This is a genomic window from Martelella sp. HB161492 (assembly GCF_013184775.1).
Taxonomy (GTDB): Bacteria; Pseudomonadota; Alphaproteobacteria; order Rhizobiales; family Rhizobiaceae; genus Martelella.
Genome location: NZ_JAATVV010000006.1, coordinates 1 through 26,461 on the forward strand (window position 1 = coordinate 1; position 26,461 = coordinate 26,461).

Annotated in this window: 18 protein-coding genes and 1 pseudogene; 13 read left to right on the forward strand and 6 right to left on the reverse strand. The window is 61.0% G+C overall.

All coding sequences use genetic code 11. The features are described from left to right. Positions 1-98: 98 nt before the first annotated feature. The 6 genes and pseudogenes from HCK86_RS11160 to repA all read right to left on the reverse strand — a co-directional run. Positions 99-771, reverse strand: a pseudogene (locus HCK86_RS11160) (IS6 family transposase); the annotation flags it as partial. A 448-nt stretch (positions 772-1,219) separates the two neighbouring features. Next, positions 1,220-3,172, reverse strand: a complete 1,953-nt coding sequence (locus tag HCK86_RS11165; protein ID WP_176084559.1) for a MacB family efflux pump subunit — start codon at positions 3,170-3,172, stop codon at positions 1,220-1,222. A 4-nt stretch (positions 3,173-3,176) separates the two neighbouring features. Continuing rightward, complete coding sequence (locus tag HCK86_RS11170) at positions 3,177-4,400, reverse strand: efflux RND transporter periplasmic adaptor subunit (RefSeq protein WP_176084560.1); 1,224 nt, start codon at positions 4,398-4,400, stop codon at positions 3,177-3,179. A 513-nt stretch (positions 4,401-4,913) separates the two neighbouring features. Then, positions 4,914-6,212, reverse strand: a complete 1,299-nt coding sequence (gene repC / locus HCK86_RS11175; protein WP_176084561.1) for a plasmid replication protein RepC — start codon at positions 6,210-6,212, stop codon at positions 4,914-4,916. 155 nt (positions 6,213-6,367) lie between these two features. Further along, a complete protein-coding gene (gene repB, locus HCK86_RS11180) occupies positions 6,368-7,387 on the reverse strand; it encodes a plasmid partitioning protein RepB (protein ID WP_176084562.1) in 1,020 nt (339 codons plus the stop codon). A gap of 72 nt (positions 7,388-7,459) precedes the next feature. After that, complete coding sequence (gene repA / locus HCK86_RS11185) at positions 7,460-8,665, reverse strand: plasmid partitioning protein RepA (protein ID WP_176084563.1); 1,206 nt, start codon at positions 8,663-8,665, stop codon at positions 7,460-7,462. A gap of 597 nt (positions 8,666-9,262) precedes the next feature. Between repA and HCK86_RS11190 the strand changes: the two genes are divergently transcribed. The 13 genes from HCK86_RS11190 to HCK86_RS11250 all read left to right on the forward strand — a co-directional run bounded on the left by HCK86_RS11190 (position 9,263) and on the right by HCK86_RS11250 (position 26,442). Further along, positions 9,263-10,384: an alanine racemase gene (locus HCK86_RS11190; RefSeq protein WP_176084564.1), complete on the forward strand. Its 1,122-nt coding sequence runs from the start codon at positions 9,263-9,265 to the stop codon at positions 10,382-10,384. 275 nt (positions 10,385-10,659) lie between these two features. Further along, positions 10,660-12,231 (forward strand): CoA-transferase, encoded by a 1,572-nt coding sequence (locus tag HCK86_RS11195; protein ID WP_176084565.1) that lies wholly within the window; start codon positions 10,660-10,662, stop codon positions 12,229-12,231. Then, complete coding sequence (locus tag HCK86_RS11200) at positions 12,228-12,995, forward strand: enoyl-CoA hydratase/isomerase family protein (RefSeq protein ID WP_176084566.1); 768 nt, start codon at positions 12,228-12,230, stop codon at positions 12,993-12,995. The genes HCK86_RS11195 and HCK86_RS11200 overlap by 4 nt, the downstream gene beginning before the upstream one ends. Before the next feature lie 5 nt (positions 12,996-13,000). Next, positions 13,001-14,527 (forward strand): aldehyde dehydrogenase family protein, encoded by a 1,527-nt coding sequence (locus tag HCK86_RS11205; protein ID WP_176084567.1) that lies wholly within the window; start codon positions 13,001-13,003, stop codon positions 14,525-14,527. Between the two features lie 149 nt (positions 14,528-14,676). Beyond that, positions 14,677-15,933 (forward strand): ABC transporter substrate-binding protein, encoded by a 1,257-nt coding sequence (locus HCK86_RS11210; protein WP_176084568.1) that lies wholly within the window; start codon positions 14,677-14,679, stop codon positions 15,931-15,933. Positions 15,934-16,044: 111 nt separating this feature from the next. Further along, positions 16,045-16,941 (forward strand): sugar ABC transporter permease, encoded by an 897-nt coding sequence (locus HCK86_RS11215; RefSeq protein ID WP_176084569.1) that lies wholly within the window; start codon positions 16,045-16,047, stop codon positions 16,939-16,941. Beyond that, positions 16,941-17,819 carry a carbohydrate ABC transporter permease gene (locus HCK86_RS11220; protein WP_176084570.1) on the forward strand — a complete coding sequence of 293 codons (879 nt, stop codon included), beginning with the start codon at positions 16,941-16,943 and terminating at the stop codon, positions 17,817-17,819. Before HCK86_RS11215 ends, HCK86_RS11220 begins: the two co-directional genes overlap by 1 nt. Before the next feature lie 4 nt (positions 17,820-17,823). Next, the gene (gene ugpC, locus HCK86_RS11225; protein ID WP_176084571.1) at positions 17,824-18,936 is read left to right on the forward strand and encodes a sn-glycerol-3-phosphate ABC transporter ATP-binding protein UgpC; all 1,113 of its coding nucleotides are present in this window, start codon (positions 17,824-17,826) and stop codon (positions 18,934-18,936) included. Further along, positions 18,933-20,435: a GMC family oxidoreductase gene (locus HCK86_RS11230; protein ID WP_246739557.1), complete on the forward strand. Its 1,503-nt coding sequence runs from the start codon at positions 18,933-18,935 to the stop codon at positions 20,433-20,435. Before ugpC ends, HCK86_RS11230 begins: the two co-directional genes overlap by 4 nt. 17 nt (positions 20,436-20,452) lie before the next feature. Continuing rightward, entirely contained in the window at positions 20,453-22,039 is a 1,587-nt protein-coding gene (locus HCK86_RS11235) for a GMC family oxidoreductase N-terminal domain-containing protein (RefSeq protein ID WP_176084572.1), read from the forward strand. Positions 22,040-22,093: 54 nt separating this feature from the next. Next, positions 22,094-23,107 (forward strand): LacI family DNA-binding transcriptional regulator, encoded by a 1,014-nt coding sequence (locus HCK86_RS11240; protein ID WP_176084573.1) that lies wholly within the window; start codon positions 22,094-22,096, stop codon positions 23,105-23,107. Between the two features lie 53 nt (positions 23,108-23,160). Further along, positions 23,161-24,324, forward strand: a complete 1,164-nt coding sequence (locus tag HCK86_RS11245) for a Gfo/Idh/MocA family oxidoreductase (protein ID WP_176084574.1) — start codon at positions 23,161-23,163, stop codon at positions 24,322-24,324. Between the two features lie 39 nt (positions 24,325-24,363). Next, positions 24,364-26,442: an FAD-binding protein gene (locus tag HCK86_RS11250; RefSeq protein WP_176084575.1), complete on the forward strand. Its 2,079-nt coding sequence runs from the start codon at positions 24,364-24,366 to the stop codon at positions 26,440-26,442. Positions 26,443-26,461 lie beyond the last annotated feature (19 nt).

The window sequence follows — 26,461 nt, forward strand, 5'->3', positions numbered from 1 at the left end:
AAACACGCCCGCAACGGCATGCTGTCGCCCGTCGACTTCGAACGACAGCAGAAAATCTAAACCGAGGGTGTCTACAAAACCCGGGGCTATTCAGAGCGCTTCTGGTGCGACGGGACGAAATGATTTCTGACTGCAGAAAACACCGAGATAAATCGTTGCAGGCCGCCGGCCGATCGAAAGCGCTGCATCACTCGTTCTCGTTTTCGCAGCGGCAGATGGGAATTTTCCGCACGGCTGTTCAGGCCCTTGTGTGATCTATGTTCGATGGCCGGCATCACATCTCGCTTTGCTGCCGCGTATGAACGCAGTTTATCGGTTACAATTCTCTTTGGCGCGAGGCCTTGCTTCTTCAGCAGGCTGATCAACAATCGCTTGGCAGCCTTGGTGTCGCAACGCACCTGCACGATCTCGTCGAGAACATATCCGTCCTGGTCGACGGCTCGCCAAAGCCAGTGCTTACGACCGCCGATTGTCACTACCACCTCGTCCAGATGCCAGATATCCGTTCGCAACGGCGTCTTTTTGCGCAGTTGCTTTGCGTAGGCCGCGCCGAATTTGCGGCCCCAGCGTCGGATCGTTTCGTGGGACACGACAATGCCGCGCTCCAGCAGCATTTCTTCCACCAGCCGTAGACTCAATGGAAACCGGAAATACAGCCACACGGTACGGGCGATGATCTGCGGTGGGAAACGGTGATTCTTATAGCTGATGGTCGGTGCGCTCATCACGTCTGCTTATCCAGCAACAGCTAAGCCACGGACAACGTGACAGCTCCCTCAGAAGTGCTCCGCCCCCTGAAAACTGGATCGTTTGCCGGTGAGGTTAACGGACAAGAGCGGTTAATTCCATAAAAATCGGTCTTAAACGCACACCACATCTATCCTCATTTACATCCGATAATGTTGCATTATCGGACATAATCACCAAGCGAGAGATATCAGGCCCGATCTTGCCAGTCATGCGCGCAAAGCCCATCCAGTCACAGCAATCACCTACGTCATGAACCAACAGATGCGCGCTGCCGGATCCGGAACACGCCCTCAGGCATTGTCAGGTCACTTGATCTCTGCCGCAGTTCGGCGTCAGCCTGCAGACTGAACGCTTCATGCGGCCGCGGCTAGAGCGCCGCGCGTCCTTTTGGACGCACCAGGACACTCTAGCTTATCGAATCGACGCATCGTTCTTTTCGAAAATCGATTCCGATTTTCGAGCCGATGCGCTAAGCCCCGGAAAGCGCCGCGACGGGATCGAGCTTCGAGGCGTTTCTGGCCGGCAGGAAGCCGAACACGATGCCGATCAGGCTGGAGCAGGCGATCGCGGCAACAATCGAGGCCGGCGAATAGATCAGCGAGACACCCTGCACGAAAACGCCAAAGATCAGCCCGAGCAGCAGAGCCCCGCCAATACCGAGCAGTCCGCCGACAAGGCAGACAATCGCGGCTTCGATCAGGAATTGCCTGAGGATGTCGTTGTTGCGCGCACCGACGGCCATGCGCACGCCGATTTCCGAAACCCGTTCGGACACCGAGACCAGCATGATGTTCATCACGCCAATGCCCCCCACCACAAGCGAAATGACGGCGATCACGGCGACGAGCAGCGTCATGATGTTGGTGGTCGAGGTAATAGCCTGGCGGATATCGTCGGTGTTGAAGATGTTGAAATCCTCGCTGCCGTGGCGCTGGATCAGGAAGCGCTTCAATGCCGCCTCGGCCTCGGCCATCGGATAGGCATCATCCACCTGAACCATTATGCTGCGCAGGGATTGCGAGCCGGTGAAACGGGTCTGAACCGAGGTGAAGGGAATGTAGAGTTCGAGCATGCCGCTCGGCGCCATGATGGACGAGCCTTTTTTCAAGACGCCGATCACCCGGAGCGGAACATCGCCGACAAAGATCACCTTGCCCAGCGGGCTTTCTCGGCGGTCGGGAAACAGTGCTTCACGGGCGATGCTGTCGATGACAACATCCTGGCTGCGGCGGCTGACACTGTCGCGGTCGAAGAACCGGCCTTCCTCGAGCTGCCGCGCGGTGGCGGCGAAATAGCTTGCACCGACGCCATTGATAAAGGCACTCGATTCCGTGGCACCGTAGCGCACCGTCTGCTGAAGCGTATCCGTCGGGGTGACGGCGGCAGCGTAGGGCTGACGGGCCAGCGCTTCGGCATCGCCGACCGTCAGCGTTGTGATCGCGTCGGCGTTGACATCACCGAAGCCGTGTCCGGCAAAGACCTCAAGCGTATTTGTCCCCAGTTGCGAAATATCGGACAGGATGGATTGCTGGGAGCCGCGGCCAATGGCCACGACGCTGACGACCGACATGATGCCGATGATGATTCCGAGCATGGTCAGGGCGCTGCGCATCTTGTGCGACCACATGGCAACGAGTGCCATGTGCAGGGCTTCATTGGCGGCGCTGATGAGGCTATAGCCGTGCTGAGTCCGGGCCTTTGGCGCGGCGGATGCTCCGGTCCGGGCGGATCCGGCGCGGGTGCTCCTGTCGGCGACGACCCTGCCGTCGGCGATCTCGATCACGCGGCTGGCGCGACTGGCGACACCGGCATCATGCGTGACGATGATGACGGTGTGACCATCGGCGTTAAGCTCGTCGAGAATGGCGAGCACGTCCTCACCGCTGCGCGTATCGAGCGCGCCAGTGGGTTCATCGGCCAGGATCACCTCGGCGCCGTTCATCAGCGCACGCGCGATCGACACCCGCTGCTGCTGGCCGCCGGAAAGCTGCCCCGGCCGGTGGCTGGCGCGTTCGCGCATGCCAAGCCGTCCGAGCAGGGCCTCGGCGCGCGCGCGACGCGATGACTTTGACATTCCGGCATAGATGGCGGGCATTTCCACGTTTGCGATGGCCGAGAGCTCGGGCAGGAGATGGTATCGCTGGAAGATGAAGCCGAAATGCTCGCGCCGCAGTTCGGCGAGTTCACCGCCATCAAGGCTTGAGACCTCGCGACCTGCGACCCGGTAGCTGCCGGTGCTCGGTTTGTCGAGGCAGCCGAGAATGTTCATCAGCGTCGACTTTCCCGATCCGGAGGTGCCGATGATGGCAACCATCTCTCCCGCATGAATGTCGAGGCTGACGGCCTGCAGCGCTGCAACCGTCTCATCACCGGCTGCATAGATGCGGCTGATGCCGGAAAGGCTGATCAGAGGCGTATTCATAGGTTCAGGCTCCCGGCGGGAGTGGGCCGGCAGAAACCCAGCCATCCGGCTGTCCGTCGCCGTCATCCGGTACGGGCAGCTCGGTGACAACGCGTTCGCCTTCCTTCAGGCCCGACAGGACCTCGGCCGTGACCTTGTCATTCAGGCCGATCGTGACCCTGACCGGCCGGATCGTGCCGTCATCGTCGATGACCCGTACGGTATAGGAGCCGTCGTCATCTGCCGCACCGAGTGCGACAGCCGGTATGGTCAGCACGTCCTCCGCCGCGCCGAGCACGATATGAACCTCGGCCGTCATGTAGGTCCGCAGCCTGCCGTCGGGATTGGGAACGGTGAAGATTCCGTTGTAATATACCGCATTGGACGTATTCGACGACGAACTGCTGTCGGATCCGTCCGATCCGCTGAAGCTGGAATCGCGGCGGATCGATTCCGGAGCGGGCTCGATTGTATCAAGCGTGGTCCTGTAGATCCGGTCGGGATCGCCGATGACATTGAAATAGACCGGAAGGCCTGCCGACACACGGGTGATGTCGGCTTCCGAGATTTCGGTGCGCACCACCATCTGGCCAAGCTGACCGAGCACCACGATGGTTGGTGCCGACTGGGCCGCGTTCACCGTCTGTCCCTCCTGGCTGACGATGGCGAGAACAGTACCGTCCGATGGGGCGGTGATCTCGGTGTAGCCGAGATTTGCCCGGGCGGTGTCAACGCCGACTTCGGCCCGGATAATCGCTGCTTCTGCAGCCTCGATCTGGGCCGTGGTCACGTTGAGGTCGGCCTCGGCCTGTTCGACATCGGAACGCCTGCCGGTATTGTTCATCAGAAGTTCGCGGTAGCGGTCAAGCGATTGCCGGTTGACCACCAGCTTCGCCTGCTTTTCGGCAAGCTGAGCTTTGGCGTCGGCCAGCGTCGCTTCTGCAGTCCTCAGCTCGTTCTGCTGTGTGACGGAATCAATCTCGGCGATGAGGTCGCCCTTGGAAACGGTGTCGCCAGGCTTGACATGAACCGCCGTGATACGGCCGGAAACCTGGGCGCCGACGGCAACAAGATGCGCCGGCTTGAGCTGGCCGGTGGCAAGAACCGTCTGTTCGATATCGCCGCGGCTGGCTATCGCCGTGGCCAGCGGCTGCGGGTCCGGCTGAAGCGCCAGCGTCCAGAGCCCGTAGCCACCACCACCGATGATCACGATGGCCGAAGCCAGAAAGGCGAGACGTTTGGGTGTCATATTCTGATCGTCTTCCAGGTTATGCGACGCGGCTGAAAGGGTCGCTCTTGGGAAGGCTTCACACGCCGGTCGATGCGCGCCCTACTGCCGATCCCTTTGCTAACGGTGAAGAACGATAGTGGCCATGATAATTGCAATATATAGTTGCATTCCCATGCATAGAGATACCAGGATCCAGATCTGGCATGGCTCTGGATAACAAAAGGCAGGCCAGCGTCGCATCGCCCCGCTCGAGTGACAACGCCGAGCAGCCCCCCTTTTTCCTGGCTCAGTTGCAAGGACTTGCGTCTGCAGAGACGTGCCAGTCCTTTCGGTCTTCAGCATGCATGACGACGAAATCTTGATTGTCGCGTGGACTGCTTTCAGGGTCTTGAACCCGCGCTGGCATGATCGGCCTCGACGCCATTTTGCTGGCGCACAGTCTCTCATGACCATGTGCCGTCGGCTTTCGGTCCCGATATCGCGCTGCCGAACATGTCGGCGGCCCGCCGGCGCTGCCGCTTGGTGTTGATCTCAACCATTGCGCCATGCGTCTTGCACACGACGCGCCAGCGCTGAAGAGACGCTGAGCGCGGCCATCTGTGCCTTCGGGTCCGGCCGTGCCGCCCCCCCTGCCCCGTCGCTGTTGATAAGCGCCATGATCATCGGGAAGGTCGAGAATTTGCCGTCTTCGGCGCGCTGGGTGAGATTGCGCAGATAGCCCCCGGGACTGCTGATCTGATCGGAACGCTGCAGGATCGCCGCCAGCGTTGCCGCTGCTGATATATCGCCCATCACCACACAGGCCTTCTGCCAGGCGCTCGGCGAGATGTCGAGCATCGGGCGGACGATCTCGGCGGCGTGAAGAAAGTCACGCCAGGTGGTGATATCTCCCCCGGCAGCATGATCGAGCAGATCCGGGCAGGCTCTCAGCAACAGCCCAAGCGTCAGCTGCCGTTTCGCGCCGTCCGGTGTTGGCGGTCGTTGTTCTGCGCTGGCATCTGCTTCCTGATTTTCTCCAAAGCTATTTTCAGATTCAGAAAGAGAGTCTGTTTCTGAATTCTGTATGTGACCACCATTATGGTGATCATTGGCAACCATATTCTCGTCTTTCATGAATAAATTCAGATGGTCATGGATATCGACCCAGAGATCCTCCAGCGTGTCGCTGAGTGCCTTGATGATGTCGAGTGTTGTCGAACGTGGCAGCCGGGACATGATCGCCTGATAGGTCTCCATGATCTGCTGCCAGTTACCGGGAACGTCTTCGGCAAGCCCCGTCTCGATCATCTTGACGATGTCGCGGCGGATAAGTGTCAGCCGTTCCCGGGCGAGCTTCAGTGCCTTCTTCTCCGCTCGCACGGTCTCGACCAGGGCTTCAAACTCCCCGGCCCGTGCGACCAGCGGCGTCAGATCAAAGCCGAAAGCCTGCTCCACCGCCCCTGCCCTGCCCTTGCGGGCATAGCGCTTGCCGTTCGGGCTGTCGCGACGGATGATCAGGCCGCAATCGACCAGCACGGCAAGATGCCGGCGCAGGGTCGTTGCCGGCATGCCATTGGCACGGGCTGAAAGCTGCTCATTCGAGGGCCAGACAATCAGTCCCTCCCCGGCTGCAAGCCTGGTTTCCGGGTGAAAGGACAAGAGCGCGTTCAGGATCGAAAGCGCACGGTCGGTCGCGCCAAGCGGTCGCCGCGCCTCCCGGATCAGATGAAAGACCTTCCATTTATCGACCGATGCGCCCTTCGGCACGGTTCGCAGCCGCGCCTGCCCTGCCATCTGGCCAAGCGTCATCGCTCGCCGCCCAAAGGGCGTCGTTCCTATCGCATGTTCCATGGTTCACCTATCGCTAGGCAAAAGAAATCCGTCCTGAAACGAAAAGCTTCGTTTCAGCCTCTTGACTGTTTTGTCCGGAAATGCGAATCAGTAGGTGCTAGTTACAAATCGGCTTCCGGGCGCTCGTCGTTTCGGGGGCCTTTTTCTTTTGCGCTTTATTCCTTTTCCTGCTGGCGTTGAAAATCCGCATAAAGCGTGGCGAGTTGTTCTGAAAGATAGGAGCCGAATGCTTCCGCATCGGCGGCTTTCAGAGACAATGAGAACCCATTCCCAGCCTGACGTGTCGTCACGTTCATCTTGCTGTTGTCCAGGATCCAGCTTTTCTCGGCCTTGGCTCTGGCCGTCGATTTACGACCCTTGCGCTTCAGATCTTCAAGAAGGGCAAGACAGCGATCTGGTGAGGCCAGCGCCCGAAAGGTGCTTTGAGCGATGAAGCTCCGCGCCTGTTCGAGCTTGGCCGGCGGCAGCAGCAGGCGCTTCAGCTCGTCCCAGCGGTCTCGGCCAATGCCCTTGGCCGCACCAATCTGTTCGACGATATCGATCGGGATGCCTTCGGCAATGGAAAGCATCCGCGACAGCATGGCATTATCAATGCTCAGCGCCTGTCGGATCGCCTGTCTGTCGATCCCGGATTGCAGCAGGCGCTCGGCAAACAGCGCCTTCTCGATAAAGGACAGATCCGCGCGTGCCGTGTTTTCCTGCCCCTGGGCCACCACATGGGCGAGATCTTCGAGATCACGGATGATCGCCCGAACCTTGATACCAAGTGCCTTGGCAGCCCGGGTGCGGCGGTGACCATAGACCAGGATGAAACGGCCCTTATGGTTCGGATCGGGGCGCACGAGGACCGGCGAAATTTGCCCGGCCTCGCGGATCGCCTCGACAAGCACGGAAAAGGCCTCGTCATCTTCATCGATGCGGTCGATAAAGGGCGAAGGATCAATGTCCTTCGGATCAAGCATGACGATGACTTCGCCATCCTGAACGCGCAGCGAATTCTCCGCCATGTCTTCAAGCGACTGCAGCATCGAGCGCGAGGCGCCGCGCAGTGCATAGGCCGTCCGGCTGTCGCGCCCGGCATCAGAACCGGATTTGACCTCGGGGGCGGGGCTTGCGGAAGGCGCGGCCGGCTGTGCTGGCTTGCCAATCTGGCTCAAGAGATGTTTGCGTGCCATGTCAGCCCTTCCCTTTCGCGCTTAAACGTTTGAACAGGCTTGAAAAAATACGCATCTGTACGGCTGACAACGTCATTTGCGCCCCCACGCCTTGTGAATGAGATCGGCGATCTCGCCATTGACGTCATTCAGGCAGCTCATCGCCCGGTCATACGTGGTCCGGGTAAACTGCGTCCGTTCGACTTCATATAGCGTCTGCTTGGTGATGCCGGCATCGGAAACAGCGGTCGATTTCACCATATGATTTTGCAGGATCCGGCTGCCGAACATCGCCTGCATGAAACCGACCATCTGCGCCTGCGGACCATCGGTTGGCTCGTAGCGGGTCACCAGATAGCGGAACCAGTTCAGCTTGACGCTGGCGCCGACACTGCGGATCGAATCGAGAATGCCGCCCAGCATCAACAGGAACTGGCTCATCGACAGAATGTCGAGCATCTGCGGGTGTACGGTGATCAGCACAGACGTCGAAGCCGTGAGTGCGGTCAGCGTCAGATAGCCAAGTTGCGGCGGGCAATCGATCACGACCACATCGTAATCGGCCTCCACCTCTTTCAGAGCCCGCGTCAGCCGGGTGAAGAAAAGCCGCCCCTCCTGCGACGAGCGGTCGGTCGCGGCCAACGGCGTCTCATACTCATATTCCTGCAGTTCGAGATTGGCCGGAACGATATCGAGGCCCGGAAAATTGGTCGGCCGGATAACGGCGCTGATCGGCTTGATCTCGTCGTCATAGCGCAGGGCTTCAAACAGTGATGGCGAATTGTCCAGCTCAGGCTGGATGCCGTGCAGCGCTGTGAGCGACGCCTGCGGGTCGAGATCGATGGCAAGAACACGGTGGCCGGTCAGGGCCAGATACTGCGCCAGATGCGCGGTCGTCGTGGTCTTGCCGCTGCCGCCCTTGAAGTTGACAACGGAGACAATCTGCAAGGCATCGCCCGGTCGGCGGTGCGGCACATAAAACTTCTCGGAACGGCCGTTCTTGTCGAGAAACTGACGCAGCTCCAATATCTGTTCCGCCGTATAGGAGCGGCGTCCCGAGTTCGAAACGCTTGGCGAAGGCCCCTTGCCTTCAAGATGCAGCTTCTTGATATGATTCTGGGTGACGCCAAGGAAATCAGCCACCTCGGCAATGCCGAACAGGCGCAGGCCCTTTTGCGCATTCGGCGGAAACTGCTCAATGCGCAGCAGGTTGAGCTTATCGGAAATAAGCTTACCCTGATCAAGAATTTCATCAGCGAAGTCAGTCTCGCTGCCGGATAGGATGGACTGTGTCGTCACGTTAACGCCGCCGTCGCTTCGATTAATTTTCCAAGAACGCTTTTTCCGAATACTTCCCCGAAAAAGCGTTATTAGTATGGACCGATTCGCGACGTAGACAAGATATTTTTAGTTAACGAAACCTTAACGCCGTTTCGCGCCTGTCTCCAGATATTTCGCGCGTCCCAAGGCGGTCGTGTGTGCGGATCCGCTGGCGATTGCCCCGCGCCCGAAATGCCCCGTTCCATTGTCGCGGCGTTTTCCTTAAATGCTTGATAATACGACGGATAAACCCGTTTTGTACGGCTGGCAATCATCGGGGTGGCGTGATGCGGGCGAAATCGGGCGGCGCGTTTCATCTATCGGCCCGGTCCGGCGCCGGACGCGATCGTATCGCCACGGTGAAGACGGCGGGCCGACAGCCGGACCGGACATGGCGATGACACGGCTGCTTTGGCGAGCTCGGCATCGATCGCTCGATGGCGCGGGGGCACCGATCAGGCGGGGCGTTCGAGCGTCCCCCGGTGCCTGAGCGAAATCATTTGCCGCGCATTTTTCTGTCGGCTCTGCTATCAAGGCCGCCCGTGGAATGGGTGGCGACAGATCGGAGAGGGCTTAATGATCGAGGCAACGGAAACACCGGCACTGGTTCTGGATATACAGCGCCTGAATAAAAACGCCGCCCGGATGGCGGCGCGCATTGCGTCATGCGATGTCGGCCTGCGCCCGCATATGAAAACCGCCAAGTCGATCGATGTCGCCCGCGCCGTGCTTGGCGCCGATAAGGGGCCGATCACGGTGTCCACGTTGAAAGAAGCCGAATATTTTGCCCGGGCCGGGTTTGACGACATTCTCTATGCCGTCGCGATCGTGCCGGCCAAGCTTGATCATGTGAAGCGGATCCAGCGCGAGACCGGCGCCCGGCTGCTGCTGACCACCGACAGCGTGGCGGCGGCCGAAGCGCTTGTCGCGGCAGCGGGGGAGGGGAGGGAGGCGCTGCAATGCCTGATCGAGATCGATTGCGGCGAACACAGGAGCGGCGTTGCGCCAGCCAGTCCCGCCCTTGCCGAAATCGCGGCAACTCTTGCTGCGCGTGAGGGGCTGCTTGGCGGTGTGATGACCCATGCCGGCCATTCCTATGGCACCGACAGTATCGAGGCCATTGCCGATATTGCCGAGATCGAGCGCCGTGCCGCAGTCGACAGTGCCGCGATGATCCGCGCAGCCGGACTTGCCTGCCCGGTTGTCAGTATCGGCTCAACGCCGACCATCCTGCATGCGCGCAGCCTTGAGGGGATCACCGAAGCGCGCTGCGGCATCTATATGTTCTGGGATCTGGCGCAATATTCGCGCGGCATGTGCGGGCTGGACGATATTGCCGTTTCCGTGCTGGCGACGGTGATCGGCCATAACCCGCAAGCCGGGTCGATGGTCATCGATGCCGGAGCACTGGCGCTTTCCAAGGATATTGGCGCCAATCGTTTCATGCCAGATGTCGGTTACGGCATCGTCTGCGATTGTGCAACGCTTCAGCCGATCGGTGATCTCCGCGTTGCCAACGTTCATCAGGAACACGGAACGGTTCCGGTTTCTGACCCGGCACTGTTCTCGCAGCTGCCGATCGGCAAGAGGGTCCGCATCCTGCCCAATCACGCCTGCATGACCTGCGCCGCCTATGACCGCTACCATCTCACTGGTGCGAAGGCGGGAATGACCTGGAGCAGGATCAATGGCTGGTGAGCGGGGCAACGTGCGTTTCAAGGCCTGGCCTGCACCCAAGAAACAGATTTCAGATGGCTGCTTGATCGGTTTTTGATCGTGAAATCATCATCTTGACCTGCATGTGTGGTGTGTCAGGCGGTCGCATCACAGCCATAAGGTGAAATTGGCTATTGACAATAAATGGAACGTTCCATTATGTGGTTGGAACGTTCCAACAGCAGAGAGGAAGATGCTGTTCGGGCTTGAAAAAAACTGATGCTGCAAACCATGCCAGCATGACCGGGAGGAGCCAGATGGACAAGATTGTCACGGCCGCCAAGGCGGCCGCGCGAATTCATGACGGTGCCATTGTGACGGTGTCGTCGTCTTCGGCGCTTGGCTGCCCCGATGCCGTGCTTGCTGCGATCGGCGCCCGTTTCGATGCCGAGAGCCATCCCCGCGATCTGACCACGATCCATCCGATCGCCGCAGGCGACATGTATGGTGTCAGGGGTGTCGATCATATCGCCAAAGATGGTCTGCTCCGCCGTATTCTCGGCGGTTCCTATCCGTCCGGCCCATCATCCAAGCCGATGCCGGAGATCTGGAAGATGATCGTCGAGAACCGTGTTGCCGCCTATAACGTCCCTTCCGGCATTCTCTTTGACATGAACCGCGAGGCAGCGGCCAGCCGGCCTGGTGTGCTGACGAAGGTCGGGCTCGGCACCTTTGTCGATCCGCTTCGCCAGGGCTGTGCCATGAATGCGCTGGCGGCTGAGAGCCCGGTGGTCAAAAGGGTGACCTTCGAAGGTGATACCTGGCTGCATTTTCCCAATGTGACCCCGGATGTCGCGATCCTGCGGGCAACAACCGCTGATGAGCACGGCAATCTCACCTATGAGCATGAGGGCGCCTATCTTGGCGGGCTGGAACAGGCCATCTGTGTCCGCAATCACGGCGGACTGGTAATCGCCCAGGTGGAACGGGTGACGAAGCGCGGTTCGCTGCGCCCGCATGATGTGCGGGTGCCCGGTCATCTCGTCGATCTCATCATTGTTGATCCCGATCAGAAACAGACCTGTGAAACGCCCTATGATCCGGCGATCTCCGGACAGGTGATGCAGCCATGGTCGCATTTCGATCTGGCCGAACACGGCGTCGAAAAGATCATAGCGCGCCGGGCGGCAATGGAGCTGAAACCCGGCATGACCGCCAATCTCGGTTTTGGCATTTCCGCTCTGGTGCCGCGCATCCTGCTTGAGGAGGGCCATGCCGAGGCGGTCACCTGGGCGATCGAGCAGGGCGCCGTCGGCGGCATGCCGCTCACCGGCTTTGCCTTCGGCTGTGCGGCCAATGCCGATGCCTTTGTCCCGTCGCCGCAGCAGTTCATCTTCTTCCAGGGCGGTGGCTTCGATGTTTCGTTCCTGTCCTTCCTCGAAGTGGATGTCGAAGGCAATGTCAATGTCTCGAAACTCGGCAAGAAGCCCTATCTGACGGCGGGTTGCGGCGGATTTGTCGATATTGTCAGCGGCGCGCGGAAGCTGGTCTTTTCCGGCTGGTTCGAGGCGGGTGCGACGATCGCGCTTGATGATGACGGTATTCATGTGGCGGCGCCCGGAAAATTCACCAAGATGGTCGAAGCCGTCGAGCATGTGACCTTTTCCGGCGCCAGGGCGCGCGAACTTGGCCAGGAGGTCATCTATGTCACCGAGCGCTGCGTCATGCGGCTTGGCGATGACGGCCTCGTGGCAACCGAAATCATGCCGGGGATCGACCCCGAACGTGATATCGCCGCCGCCTCCCACGGCCGGGTGAGGATCGCAGCCGATGCCGTGACCATGCCGCTTTCGCTCCTGGCCAGAGACAAGATGGGATGGGGCGCATGAGCCAGGTCCATTTGATCCGCGACGGTCAGGTCGCCGAGCTCCGGCTCGACAATCAGGCCAAGATGAATGCCTTCACCGTAGAGATGCTCGGCGCGCTTGCCGCGCATCTGGAGGTGATCGAGCGTGACGCGACGATCCGCGCAGTGATGCTGACCGGGGCAGGGGAGCGTGCCTTTTGCACCGGCGCCGATATCGAGGGCTGGGGCGGGCTGCAACCGGCGGAATTTGCCCGTTTCTGGGTGCGTGACGGCCACCGGATTTTCGACCGGCTGGCGCGGCTTTCCAAGCCGAGTGTGGCGGTCATCAACGGCTATGCCTTTGGCGGCGGGCTGGAACTGGCCTCGGCCTGCGATATCCGCGTCATGGCGACGGGCGCCGCGCTGGCATTGCCGGAAGCCGGTGTCGGCATCGTGCCCGGCTGGGGCGGTACCCAGCGTCTGTTGCGGCTGATGCCGGAACCGATGGTCAAGGAAATGGCGCTGTTCGGCAACCGCATCAAGGCCGATCGCGCACTTGCATCCGGCTATGTCGCCGCCGTTGCCGATGATCCTCGCGCGGCGGCACAAAAGCTCCTCGAGCGCGCCGTCGCCCTTTCGCCGCGCGCCCAGGAGATCGCCAAATCGATGATCCATGCGGCGGCGAACGAGGATCGCGGCGCCATGGTCGAGGCGCTTGGCAGTGCGGCAATCGCCGCCTCCAGTGACCGGGCCGAAGGCGTTGCCGCCTTCCGCGAAAAACGCAAACCGCAATTTTCAGGTGAGTGAGTGCGATGAAAGATTTCAACATCATTTCCGACCAAACCGTCGCCATGCCGCAGCTTCCCTATGCCGCGCGGCACTTTATCAATGGCAGCCATGAAGACAGCGTCGACGGCGCGACCTCCGATCGCCTGTCCCCCTCCCATGGCGTTCTGGTAAGCCGCGCGGCAAAGGGTTCCAGAGCGGATGCCGAGCGCGCCATTGCAGCGGCACGCAGCGCTTTTGATGACGGTCGCTGGAGCCGGCTTTCCGGCAAGGAGCGGGCGGCCGTGCTGCTCAGGGTTGCGGATCTGATCGAGCAGAATGCCGAGACGCTGGCCGTGTTCGAAACGCTTGAAAGCGGCAAGCCGATCACCCAGTCGCGCAATGAATGCGGCGGTGCAGCCGATCTGTGGCGCTATGCGGCGGCACTCGCCCGCACCACCCATGGCGACAGTCACAACGGGCTCGGCGCTGATATTCTGAATGTGGTGCTGAAGGAACCGATCGGCGTCGTTTCCATCATCACGCCATGGAATTTCCCCTTCTGGATCCTGAGCCAGAAACTGCCTTTCGCGCTGGCGGCGGGCTGTACCTGCGTGGTCAAGCCTTCGGAAATCACCCCGACGACAACGGCGATGCTGGCTGAGATGCTGGCCGAGGCCGGACTGCCGGAAGGGGTTTGCAATATCGTGCTCGGTTTCGGTGATCCCGTGGGGGCCGTGCTTTCGAGCCACAATCATGTCGATATGGTGAGCTTCACCGGTTCAACGGCGGTCGGCAAGCGGATCACCAAGACGGCGGGCGATACGCTGAAAAAGGTGGCGCTGGAACTCGGCGGCAAGAACCCGCAGGCCGTGTTCGCCGATGCGGATCTCGAAAGTGCCGCCGATGCGGTGACCTTCGGCATCTATTTCAACGTCGGCCAGTGCTGCAATTCATCAAGCCGTCTGATCGTTCATGAAGATATCGCCGATGCCTTTGTCGCCCGCGTGGTCGAACTGTCGCGCAAGGTCGCCTTCGGCAATCCGATGCATGACGATACCCAGGTCGGCGCAATCGTCTCGCGCGCGCATCAGCAGAAGATTGCCGCCTATGTCGCCGGTGCGATTGAAGAGGGCGCCGAGATCTGCATTGGCGGTGAAGGTCTGGCCGTTCCAGGCCTTGGCGACCAGTTCTACCTGCCTACGGTTGTGCGCGGTGTCACGCCTGATATGGCGATCGCCCGCGAGGAAGTGTTCGGTCCGGTGCTTTCGGTGCTGACCTTCCGTACCCTTGACGAAGCCATCACCCTTGCCAATGATGCCAGTTTCGGCCTTTCGGCAGGGGTCTGGAGCGAGAATGTCCACACCTGCCTCGAATTTGGCCGCCGCGTTCAGGCGGGAACCGTCTGGACCAATAGCTGGATGGACGGCTTCCCCGAAGTAACCTTCGGTGGCATGAAGGAATCCGGGCAGGGGAGGGAGATCGGAAGCTACGGCTTCGAGGAATTCCTGGAGGTGAAATCACTTGTCATGCGGATCGGGCGGACACGTACGCCCTGGGTGCGTGACGACTGAGAGACCTTGCGGCGCATCGGGCGGAATGGGTGGAGGCCCTTAATCCGGCATATGATGCGTTCAGGAGGAGGTCCGGACCATCCGGCGATGACATGTCGTTGCCGGAGGGGCCGGGAGAGAGACCACGCACATTCAAGGAGGAGGAATTTATGCGTAGGTTCAATTTTGTGAAGACATCGGCTTTGACGGTTGCGCTTCTGGCAGGAGCGTCGATGGCGCATGCCGAAGATGTGGAGGTCCTGCACTGGTGGACCTCCGGCGGCGAGGCTGCGGCACTCAACGTGCTGAAGGATGATCTGGCCGCTCAGGGTATCGGCTGGGTCGATATGCCGGTTGCCGGCGGCGGCGGCGAGGCGGCCATGACGACGCTTCGCGCCCGCGTGACGGCTGGCGACCCGCCGACGGCCGTGCAGATGCTCGGTTTCGACATTCAGGACTGGGCCGAGCTTGGCGCCCTTGCCAATCTCGACGAGGTTGCCAATGCCGAAGGCTGGGATGGGGTCGTGCCGGAGGCGCTGCAGCGCTTCTCGAAATATGACGGCCACTGGATTGCCGCCCCGGTCAATGTCCATTCGACCAACTGGGTCTGGGCCAACAAGAAGGTGCTGGATGAACTCGGCATTGCCCAGCCGCAGAGCTGGGACGAGTTTGTTGCCGCCATGCAGAAGGTCAAGGACAGCGGCAAGACCGCGCTGGCGCATGGCGGACAGGCCTGGCAGGACGCGACCCTGTTTGACGGCGTCGTGCTTTCCGTCGGCGGCGTCGATTTCTACAAGAAGGCGCTGATCGATCTCGACCCGGAAGCGCTTGGTTCCGACCAGATGAAGGAAGTCTTCGACCGCATGACCGTGCTGCGCGGTTTTGTCGATGACAATTTCTCCGGCCGTGACTGGAACCTGGCCTCGGCCATGGTGATCAATGGCGATGCCGCCTTCCAGATCATGGGCGACTGGGCCAAGGGCGAATTCCTGAAAGCCGGTGACGTACCGGATCAGGACTTCCTGTGCTTTCGCGTTCCCGGAACCGCCGGCATGGTCAGCTTCAATTCCGACCAGTTTGCCATGTTCAAGGTGAAGGATCCGGCGGCCCAGGACGCGCAGAAGGCCATGGCCAGCGCGATCATGTCGCCGAAATTCCAGTCGGCCTTCAACGTGGTCAAGGGGTCGGTCCCGGCCCGCACCGATGTGCCCAATGATGCCTTCGATGCCTGCGGCAAGAAAGGGATGGCGGATCTGGCGGAAGCCTCTGCCAATGGCACGCTGGTCGGTTCCATGGCCCATGGCCACGCCAACCGCGCAGCGGTGAAGAACGCCATGTATGACGTCATCACCGCCCAGTTCAACGGCGAGTATGATTCCGCCACGGCCGTTCAGGAACTGGTAACCGCCGTTCAGGACGCCCAGTGATGTGAACCGGGGCCGGCGGACTGGCTGAACCGCCGCCGGCTCCAATCCCCAAAATGACGTCGCACGATATCAACATGACATGACCGCAGCCTCTGCGGCCGAGGAGGAACCATGGCGAGCCAAGCGTCCACGGTGGATCTGCGCACCCGCCTGCAGGAATGGATACCGAAGATCGTGCTGTCGCCCTCGATCGCGGCAATGCTGGTATTCGTTTACGGCTTCATCGCGCTCACGGTCTATTTGAGCTTTTCCAACTCGAAAATGCTGCCGAGCTATGACCTGATCGGTCTCACCAATTATGCCAAGCTGTTCCGGCTCAGCGCCTGGTGGACGGCGGTGACCAATCTCGCCATTTTCGCCAGCCTCTACATCATCATCTGTACGGTGATCGGACTTGTGCTCGCCATTCTTCTGGATCAGCGCATCCGCGGCGAGGGTGTGTTGCGGCCGATCTATCTCTATCCGATGGCGCTCAGCTTCATCGTCACCGGCACGGCGTGGAAATGGATCCTCGATCCTGGCATCGGCATCGAGCACACCATGCATCTCTGGGGTTTCGTGAATTTCCGCTTTGACTGGATCAAGAACCGCGACATGGCGATCTATACGGTGGTGATTGCCGCCGTGTGGCAGACATCGGGTTTCGTCATGGCAATGTTCCTGGCGGGCCTGCGCGGCATCGACAATGAGATCCTCAAGGCCGCCCAGATCGATGGCGCATCCAATTTCGCCCTCTACCGTCGCATCGTCATTCCGCTGCTGCGCCCCGCATTCCTGTCGTCCTTCGTCATTCTCGCGCATCTGGCGGTCAAATCCTATGACCTGATCATCGCGCTGACCGGCGGCGGGCCGGGACGGGCAACCGAACTGCCGGCGACCTTCATGTACTCCTACACCTTTACCCGCAATTCCATGGGCATTGGTGCGGCCTCGGCGGTGATCATGCTGATGACGATTGCCGCGATCATGGTGCCCTATCTCTATGCCGAACTGAAGGAGAAGAAATAATGGCCGCTGCCGAACAGAACACGGCCGTCAGAACCGGCCGTTTCACCCGGATCTTCATCTACGGCATCCTGCTGGCCTTTGCCGGTTTCTATCTGATGCCACTCTATGTGATGGTGTCGAATTCGCTGAAGCCGCTCGCCGAGATCACCGGCGGCAATATGATGGCGCTGCCGCAGCATTATACGCTCGAACCCTGGTTGCAGGCCTGGTCGAAAGCTCAGATCGGTGTCGAACCGACGGGTCTCAGACCCTATTTCATCAACTCGATCCTGATCGTGGTCCCGGCGGTCGCAATCTCGACCATTTTCGGGGCGCTGAATGGCTATGTGCTGACCAAATGGACCTTTCGCGGCCATCGGATCGTGTTCGGCATGCTGTTGTTCTCCTGCTTCATCCCGTTCCAGATCGTGCTGATCCCGATGGCGACCGTGCTGGGCAAGCTCGGCCTTGCCGGATCGATCCCCGGGCTGATCCTCGTCCATGTCGTCTATGGCATCGGCTTTACCACGCTCTATTACCGCAACTATTACGCCGCCTTTCCGACCGAACTGGTGCGTGCGGCGATGATCGATGGCGCCGGTTTCTTCCGCATCTTCTTCCGCATCATGCTGCCGGTCTCAGCCCCGATCACCGTGGTTTCGGTGATCTGGCAATTCACCAATATCTGGAACGACTTCCTGTTCGGTACCTCGTTTGGCGGCACCAGCCAGCCAATGACGGTGGCGCTCAACAATCTCGTTCAGTCATCAACGGGGGTGAAGGAATACAATGTTCACTTCGCCGGCGCGATCCTCGCCGCCCTTCCCACGCTTCTTGTCTATATCGTCGCCGGCCGCTTCTTCGTGCGTGGTCTGATGGCGGGTTCGGTCAAAGGATAATCCGATGGGTTTTCTGAATATTCAAAACGTCACCAAGGCCTATGGCGCCATCGAGGTCCTGCACCGCGTCGACATCTCGGTCGAGGAGGGCGAATTTCTGGTGCTGGTCGGCCCGTCGGGCTGCGGCAAGTCCACGCTTCTCAACATGATTGCCGGGCTGGAAAGCATCACCTCTGGCGATATCTCGATCAGGGATCGGGTGATGAATGGCGTGCACCCCTCCAACCGCAATATCGCCATGGTATTCCAGAGCTACGCGCTCTATCCCAATATGACCGTGGCGCAGAACATGACCTTCGGGCTGGAAATGCACGGTGTGCCGAAGCCCGAGCGTGAAAAGGCACTCGCCCATGTGGCAAAGCTTCTGCAGATCGAGAACCTTCTCAGCCGCAAGCCGGGCCAGCTTTCCGGCGGTCAGCGTCAGCGCGTCGCCATGGGGCGCGCGCTGGTGCGCAACCCGGATGTGTTCCTGTTCGATGAGCCGCTGTCGAACCTCGATGCCAAGCTGCGCGTCGACATGCGCACCGAGATCAAGAAACTGCATGAGAAGCTGAAGACCACCATCGTCTATGTAACCCATGACCAGATCGAGGCGATGACGCTGTCGACCCGGATCGCGGTGATGTACAAGGGCTATGTCCAGCAGCTCGGCACGCCGAAGGAAATCTACGACACGCCCGCCAATGTCTATGTGGCAACCTTCATGGGCAGCCCGGCGATGAATGTCATGCCGGCCCGCGTTGTCATGGAAGACGGCGCGCCGCATGCGATCGTCACCACGGCGGATGGTCGCGAGCAGCATTTGCGTTTCTCGCAGGACAACATGGCCGGCTGGGCGGACCGCGAGATCCTGCTCGGAATCCGCCCGGAAGTGATCACCGATCCCGAGGGTGCCGACCGCAATTCGAAAAACATCGTCACGCTCGATAACCGCATCGGCGTGACCGAGCCGGCCGGCGCCGATACCTTTGTCACCATGGAAATCGGCGGCGTGGACGTGATTGCCCGCATGCGCGGCGATGCCAATGTCGCCTCCGGCAAGGACTTCACCTTTGCCATCAACATGGAAAAGGCCGTCGCCTTCGACCCCGAAACCGAAGAGCGGATCGTGCCATGAGCGATGCCGCCATGAACGATGCCGATGTCATCATCATCGGTTCGGGGATGGGCGGCGCCACGCTTGCAGCGGGCCTTGCTGCGACCGGACGGCGCATCCTGATTCTGGAGCGCGGCGAACATCTTCTCCCCTCGGCCGAAGATCGCGACGAAAAGGCGATCTTCGCCGATGGCCATTACCGTCCGGATGAGACATGGCTGGATGGGACGGGCGAGGCTTTCAACCCGGGCAATTACTATTATGTCGGCGGCAATTCGAAATTCTATGGCGCGGTGCTGATCCGCTATCGTCGCGCGGATTTCTCGCCGCTTGCCCATATGGGCGGGACGACGCCCGGCTGGCCGATCGCCTACGAGGACCTCGAAGCCTATTACGGACGGGCCGAGCAGCTTTACGCGGTGCGCGGGGCGCTTGGCGACGATCCGAGCGAACCTGCCCATTCGACGCCATACCCGTTTGCGCCCGTGCCGGACGAGCCGGTGATTGCCGATTTTCGCCGCCGGATGAGGGCCGCGGGTCTTCATCCCGCCTCCCTGCCGCTCGGTGTCGATATCGAGGCTTGGCTGGAACGGGCAAAAACGCCCTGGGACGCCTTTCCCAATACCGGCGACGGCAAGAGGGATGCCGAAAGCGCTGGCCTCAAAAGCGCATTGTCTCATAACAATGTGAAACTGATGACCGGCGCGCGCGTCACGGGCCTTGAAACGGACAGCGCCAACCGCATCAGCGGCGTCAGGCTGCAATCCGGCGCAATGCTGACGGCAAAAACCGTTGTTCTGGCCGCCGGTGCGGTGCAATCGGCAGCCCTGCTGCTCGGCTCTGCCAATGCCGCCAATCCGGCTGGCCTTGCCAACAGTTCCGATCAGGTCGGGCGCAATTTCATGAACCATAACTGCTCGGCCGTGCTGGCGCTGCATCCGTTCAGGCGCAATCCTTCAGTCTATCAGAAGACCCTGATGATCAATGATTTCTATCTTTCCGGCGGGCCGAAGGGCGAGCCGCTCGGCAATATCCAGCTGCTCGGCAAGGTGTCCGGCACAATCCTCCAGGCTTCCTCCGGCCTGCCGGGCTTTGTCGCACGGATGATCGCGGCACGCGCCATCGATCTCTATGCCATGTCGGAAGACCTGCCCAACCCCGAAAGTCGGGTGACGCTGAAAAATGGCCGGATCGTGTTGGACTGGAAACGCTCCAACTTGTCTGCCCATGAGGCGCTTGTCAGGACGCTGAAACAGGTGCTGCGCAAGTCGGGCTATCCGATCGTGCTGTCGAAACCTTTCGATCGCCGCACCCCGTCGCATCAATGCGGCACGGCGCGCATGGGCGATGCCCCGCAGACAAGCGTGGTCAACAGTTTCGGCCAGAGCCACGACCACGACAATCTCTATCTCGCCGGCGCAGCGGTCCTGCCGACCTCTGCCGCCGTCAATCCGGCACTTACCATCGCGGCGCTGGCGATCCGCAGCGCCGATCATATTGCCATGCGCCTGTGCGCATGAAACGTCAGGAGCTATCCATGTCCAGGGGATATGATTTCATCATCATCGGCGGTGGTTCGGCCGGGTCGGTTCTGGCCGGCCGGCTTTCCGAGAACCCCGATGTCGAGGTGCTGTTGCTCGAAGCCGGCGGCAGCGATCGGCATCCCTATTACCACCTGCCAGCCGGCTTTGCCAAAATGACCAAGGGGATCGGCAGCTGGGGCTGGCAGACCGTGCCGCAGAGGCACCTGAAAAACAAGGTGTTCCGCTACACCCAGGCCAAGGTGATCGGTGGCGGTTCGGCCATCAATGCGCAGATCTATACCCGCGGCAATGCCGCCGATTACGACGAATGGCGGCAGATGGGTTGCGAGGGTTGGGCCTATGATGATGTCCTGCCCTATTTCCGCAAGGCCGAAGACAACGAGACCTATGACAACAAATATCACGGCAAGGGCGGGCCGCTCGGCGTCAGCGAACCGCGCGCGCCGCTCGCTATCTGCGAGGCCTATTTCGAAGCGGCGGCGGCGCTTGGCATTCCGCGCAACCACGATATCAACGGAGAAACGCAGGATGGCGTCTGCTATTATCAGCTGACCCAGCGTCATGTCCGCCGCTCCTCCGCTGCCATGGCCTATGTGACGCCGAACCGGCATCGCCGCAATCTCCACGTCATGCTTGGTGCCGAAGTCCGCCGCCTCGTCATTGCGGGCGGGAAAGCGCGCGGTGTCGAACTTGCCGACGGAACCCGGCTGGAGGCGGGACGCGAAGTGCTGCTCTCCTCCGGCGCGATCGGCTCGCCGCGCCTGCTCCAGCTTTCCGGCATCGGCCCGGCCGATCAGCTCAAGGCACTCGGCATCACCCCGGTCTATGATCAAAAGGCGATCGGTGAAAATCTGCAGGATCATCTTGACCTTTACGCGATCTGCGAATTGTCCGGTCCACACAGCTATGACCGCTACGCCAAGCCGCTATGGGCCGCCCTTGCCGGTCTCAACTATCTTCTGACCCGGCGTGGGCCGGTTGCCTCTTCACTGTTTGAAACCGGCGGCTTCTGGTATGCAGATCCTGCGGCCCGCTCACCCGATATCCAGCTGCATCTCGGCCTTGGCACCGGCATTGAACATGGCGTCGAAGCCATGCCCAATGGCGGCATCACACTCAATGCCTGCTATCTCAGACCGCGGTCGCGCGGCTCCGTCAGGCTTCAGAGCGCCGATCCGAAGGCTGCTCCGCTGATCGATCCCAACTATCTCGCCGATCCGGCTGACCGGGAAAACTCGATCCGCGGACTGCAGCTGGCGCAGGAGATCCTCGCCCAGTCACCGTTGCAGAAATACATCCTCGCCGAGCGGCTGCCGGGGCCGGCGGTGAAAACACAGGCGGACTATCTTAACTTCATTTCGGTTCATTCCAAGACCTCGCATCATTGCGCCGGAACCTGCCGCATGGGTGCCGATGCCGATGCGGTTGTTGATACGCAATTGCGTTTCAACGGCATTGAGGGATTGCGGATCGTCGACAATTCGATCATGCCAAGGGTGATTTCCTCCAATACGAATGCGGCGGCGATCATGATTGGCGAGAAGGCGGCGGATATGATCCGCAGCGCTCACGGTGTCTGACATGAGCGCGTGCATTTTCCTCCGACACCGGCAATGGGAGTTTTAACGTTCCGCATGACCTCAAGACCGACGATCATCGACGTGGCGCGCAAAGCCGGTGTTTCCAAATCCACGGTCAGCCTGGTGCTGCAAAACAGCCCGGTGGTGCGCGATGAGACCCGTGCCCTCGTGCGTGAAGCCATGGCTGAACTCGGCTATGTCTATAACCGCGCGGCGGCCAATCTCAGAAGCGCCAATGCCGGGCTGATCGGTCTTGTGATCAATGATCTGCGCAATCCCTTCTTCACCGAATTCGCGATTTCGCTGCAGATGGCATTGTCAGCACGCGGCTATGCCGCCGTGGTCGCCAATACCGATGAAGATCCGGCGCTGCAGGCGCAGATGATTGCGGCGATGATCGAGCATGGCGTTTCCGCCTTCATCATTTCGCCGGCCTATGGTGAAGTTGAGACGGCCTTCGAGGCGATTGCCCGGGCGGGCATTCCCGCCATGCAGGTGCTGCGCAAGGTCGATCCCGACACCGCGCGTTTTCCCTTTGCCGCACCCGATTATCGAAAGGGCGGCGAAATGGCGACGGCGCATCTGCTTGCCGAAGGCGCCCGCCGGATTGCCTTTGTCGGCGGGATCAAGGGACGCACAGTCACGCGCGAACGCATGACCGGTTATCTTGCGGTGCTGCGGCAGGCGGGTATTGAACCGGTTTTCATTGATGGCCGCCCGACCCAGGCCTTTGGCCGTGAAGCGGTCAGAAGGCTTGAACGGGAGCATCCGGATATCGATGCCGCACTCTGTTTCAACGATCTGGTGGCGCTGGGCATGATTTCCGGCTGCGCAGAACGCGGCCGGCCGGTGGCGGAGGCGCTGAAGATTGTCGGCTTTGACGATATCGAGGAGGCAGCCCTTGCCTGGCCATCGCTCACCTCGGTGCGCTGTGACATTGCCGGTTTCGGCAAGGCGATCGCCGAGACCGTGCTGTCATGGCTGGAAGACAACCAGCCACCAGCGCCGGAAACCATCACGCCGGTGACGCTGGCGCTGCGCGACAGCAGCGCCCGGCGCGGCCGATGACGAGACATTCAGCACATACCGGCCTTTAGGCCACGTTTCGGGGAGGAAACGTCATGAGGAAGATCAACGTTGCCGTTCTCGGCGCATCGGGCTGGATGGGCAGGGTTCACACCATGGCCTATCAGAGCTTTCCGCATTTTTTCGGCACGGATGGCGGGACGGCACGGGTCGCCGCTCTGGTGGAGCGTAACCCGGATGCCGCCGCAGGCCTTCAGGCCCTGTCGCCGGAAGCCCGGATTTACCAGGACTGGCGCGAGGCTGTCGCCGATCCGGCCATCGACCTGATCGATATCTGCCTGCCTGACAATCTGCATTATGATGTTGCCAAGGCCGCCCTTCTGTCGGGCAAGCATGTCTTTTGCGAAAAGCCGCTGGCCGAGACGGCGGCAGAAGCACGCGAACTGGCCGATCTTGCCCGCGACAAGGGGCTCGTCACCCGCGTCGGCCACGCCTTTCCGCGCAATCCGGTTCATGATCTCGCCCGCGATATCATCCGTTCGGGCGAGATTGGCGAGATCACCTTGTTCAAGGGCTGCCAGCATGTCGACATGTTCGGCGATCCGGCCGCCCCCTTCATGTGGCGGGCCGATGGCAAACTGGCCCCGACCGGCATTGTCGGCGACACCGGATCACATGTGTTCTCGTTCATGGCGTTTCTCGTTGGCCGGGTCAGCGCTGTAATGGCGGACAACATCATCGTCACGCCGCGCCGGCCGGTTGTGGAGGGGGCAAGCCTCGGGCAGGGCGACGGCTCCGTGACGGCCTATGCGGATGTCACCAATCCCGATGCGACCAACATGTTATGCCGGTTCGAGAACGGTGCTTCGGGGATCGTCGATTTCAGCCGCGTGGCGACGGGACGCAAATTCCGTCAGGCCTACGAGATCTACGGCACAAAAGGCAGCATCGCCTATGATTATGACGAGACCAACCGGCTGCGCTTCTATTCCGGCGCCGACCCGGCCGGACGGTGCGGTTATCGTGAGATCGATGTCGGGCCGGAGCATTCCGCCTATCGCGCCTTTCTGCCGCTCGCCAATTTCGCGCTTGGCTACAACGAAATGAAGATCATCGAGGCGGCGGAGGTGATCCGTTCGGTTGCGACCGGTACGCCGATGTGGCCGACCTTCGACGACGGCTATCACATTTCCCAGATTGTCGATGCCTGCATGCGCTCCTCGGCGCTGAAGCGCTGGGTCGAGATCGATCTCGCCTGATCGCACCCCGCAGCAGAGCCCAGAATGGAGACCGACCGGATGACAAGCTCCGTCCCGCAAGAGATCCTCGACGCCCTGACGGATGTCGACATGCCGAAGACGGCGCCGGAACGTGCGCCCGATGCGCATATTGCAATCGAGAATGGTTGGCATATTCCGGTCTATCGCTCAGGCGCGCTGGTGGTCGGCAGCGGCGCAGCCGGGCTTCGCGCCGCCGTGGAAATGAAACGGCGCGACTGCGATGTGGTGATTGTCAGCCAGAGTGCCTGGGGCGGCACATCTGCCTGTTCCGGCTCCGACAAGCAGACGCTGCACGCCGCCAATATCTCCGATCATGGTGACGATTATTTTGACATGGCAAGGGCCATTTCCGCTGGCGGCGCCATGGATGAGGATACCGCTTATGTCGAAGCCGTCGGCTCGACCCGGATGATGGCCTCGCTGCAATATCTCGGCCTGCCGCTGCCGCAGGACCGTTTCGGCGGCAATCTTCGCTATCAGACGGACCATGACGAGACCGGCCGGGCGACAAGCTGCGGCCCGCGCACCTCGCGGCTGATGGTCAAGGTGCTGGCTGAAGAGGCCCTCCGCCTTGGCATTCCCTTCTACAACCAGACTGCCATCGTCCGGCTGCTTGGGGAGGGCGCCGGCGATGAACGGCGGATCACCGCTGCACTTGGCATGCGCAGCCGCGACCGCACTGACGGCAATCCACTCGGGCTCGCGCTGTTTCAGGCATCCGCCGTGGTGCTGGCGGCCGGTGGCCCGGGCGAACTATACCGCGACAGTGTCTACCCCAATGGCTGCTTCGGCTCGCTTGGCCTGGCACTCGAGGCCGGGCTGACGCTCACCAATCTGACCGAAAGCCAGTTCGGCATCGGCACGGCCCGCGATCGCTTTCCCTGGAACCTCTCCGGCACCTATATGCAGGCCATGCCGCATATCTATTCGCTGGATCAGGAGGGCCGTGAACACGCCTTTCTCTCGTCCTATTATCGCACGACGCAGGAACTTGCCTCCAATGTGTTCCGCAAGGGCTATCAATGGCCCTTTCACGCGACCCGCATGCTTGATCACGGCTCCAGCCTTGTCGACCTGGCGATCTGGCGCGAGACCCGCGCCGGGCGGCGGGTGTTCATGGATTTCAATCGCAATCCCGAGACCATCGCCGGCGACCTGCCCTTTTCGCTCTCCCGCCTTGATGCCGATGTGACCGCCTATCTTGCCGCTGCGGGCGCCGGCCAGGCGCTGCCGATCGACAGGCTTGCCCACATGAACCCACTGGCGATCGAACTCTACCGGCGCTACAAGATTGATGTGGCGCGCGACCCGCTCGCCTTTGCCGTCAACAATCAGCACATGAATGGCGGGATCGCCGTCGATATCTGGGGGCGCACCAGCCTTGCCGGCTGCTATGCCGTGGGTGAGGCTGCCGGTACCCATGGCGTCACCCGGCCAGGCGGCGCGGCACTCAATGCCGGTCAGGTCTTCGGCACCCGCGCGGGCGAACATATCGCGGCATCCGGCCGTGCCAGAGAACCCGCATCCGGCGACATCACCGCAGCACTCAACGCGGCTGTCATGGCGATCATGGCGACGCTGCGTCCCGAAAGCCCGTTTTCAATCAAGGCCGTGCGGGCGGAGGTTCAGGCGCGCATGAGCGATCATGCCGGCATGATCGTGACCGGCGAGGACGTGACCGCAGCGCTTGAGCAGGCCAGAGCCCTGAATGAAGGGCTGGCGCGTCACGGCATCGCCCTTGACCGGCCGGGCGAGGCGGCGCGCGCGCTGCAATGGCAACAGATGGCGCTGGCCGCGGAAGCGGTGCTGGCTTCGCTTGATTTCTACATCACCCATGGCGGCGGCAGCCGTGGCGCCCGCGCGATCTGCGCGGTAGACGGTATTGAAACGCCCGAAGCCGCCCGCGAAAACCTTGAGGCCTTCCGCTTCGTTGCCGAGCGCTCCGAGGACCGGTCCGTTCAGATCACCGTCCGGCGCGACCGGGACCGCTTGATTGTCGCCACCCGGCCGAACCGCATGAACACCGACAAGACGCCATCCTTCTTCGAGCGTGACTGGCAGGACTGGCTGACAGGCCGTGTTTTCCAGCAGGGCTGAAAGGCGCAGGATTTGCCGT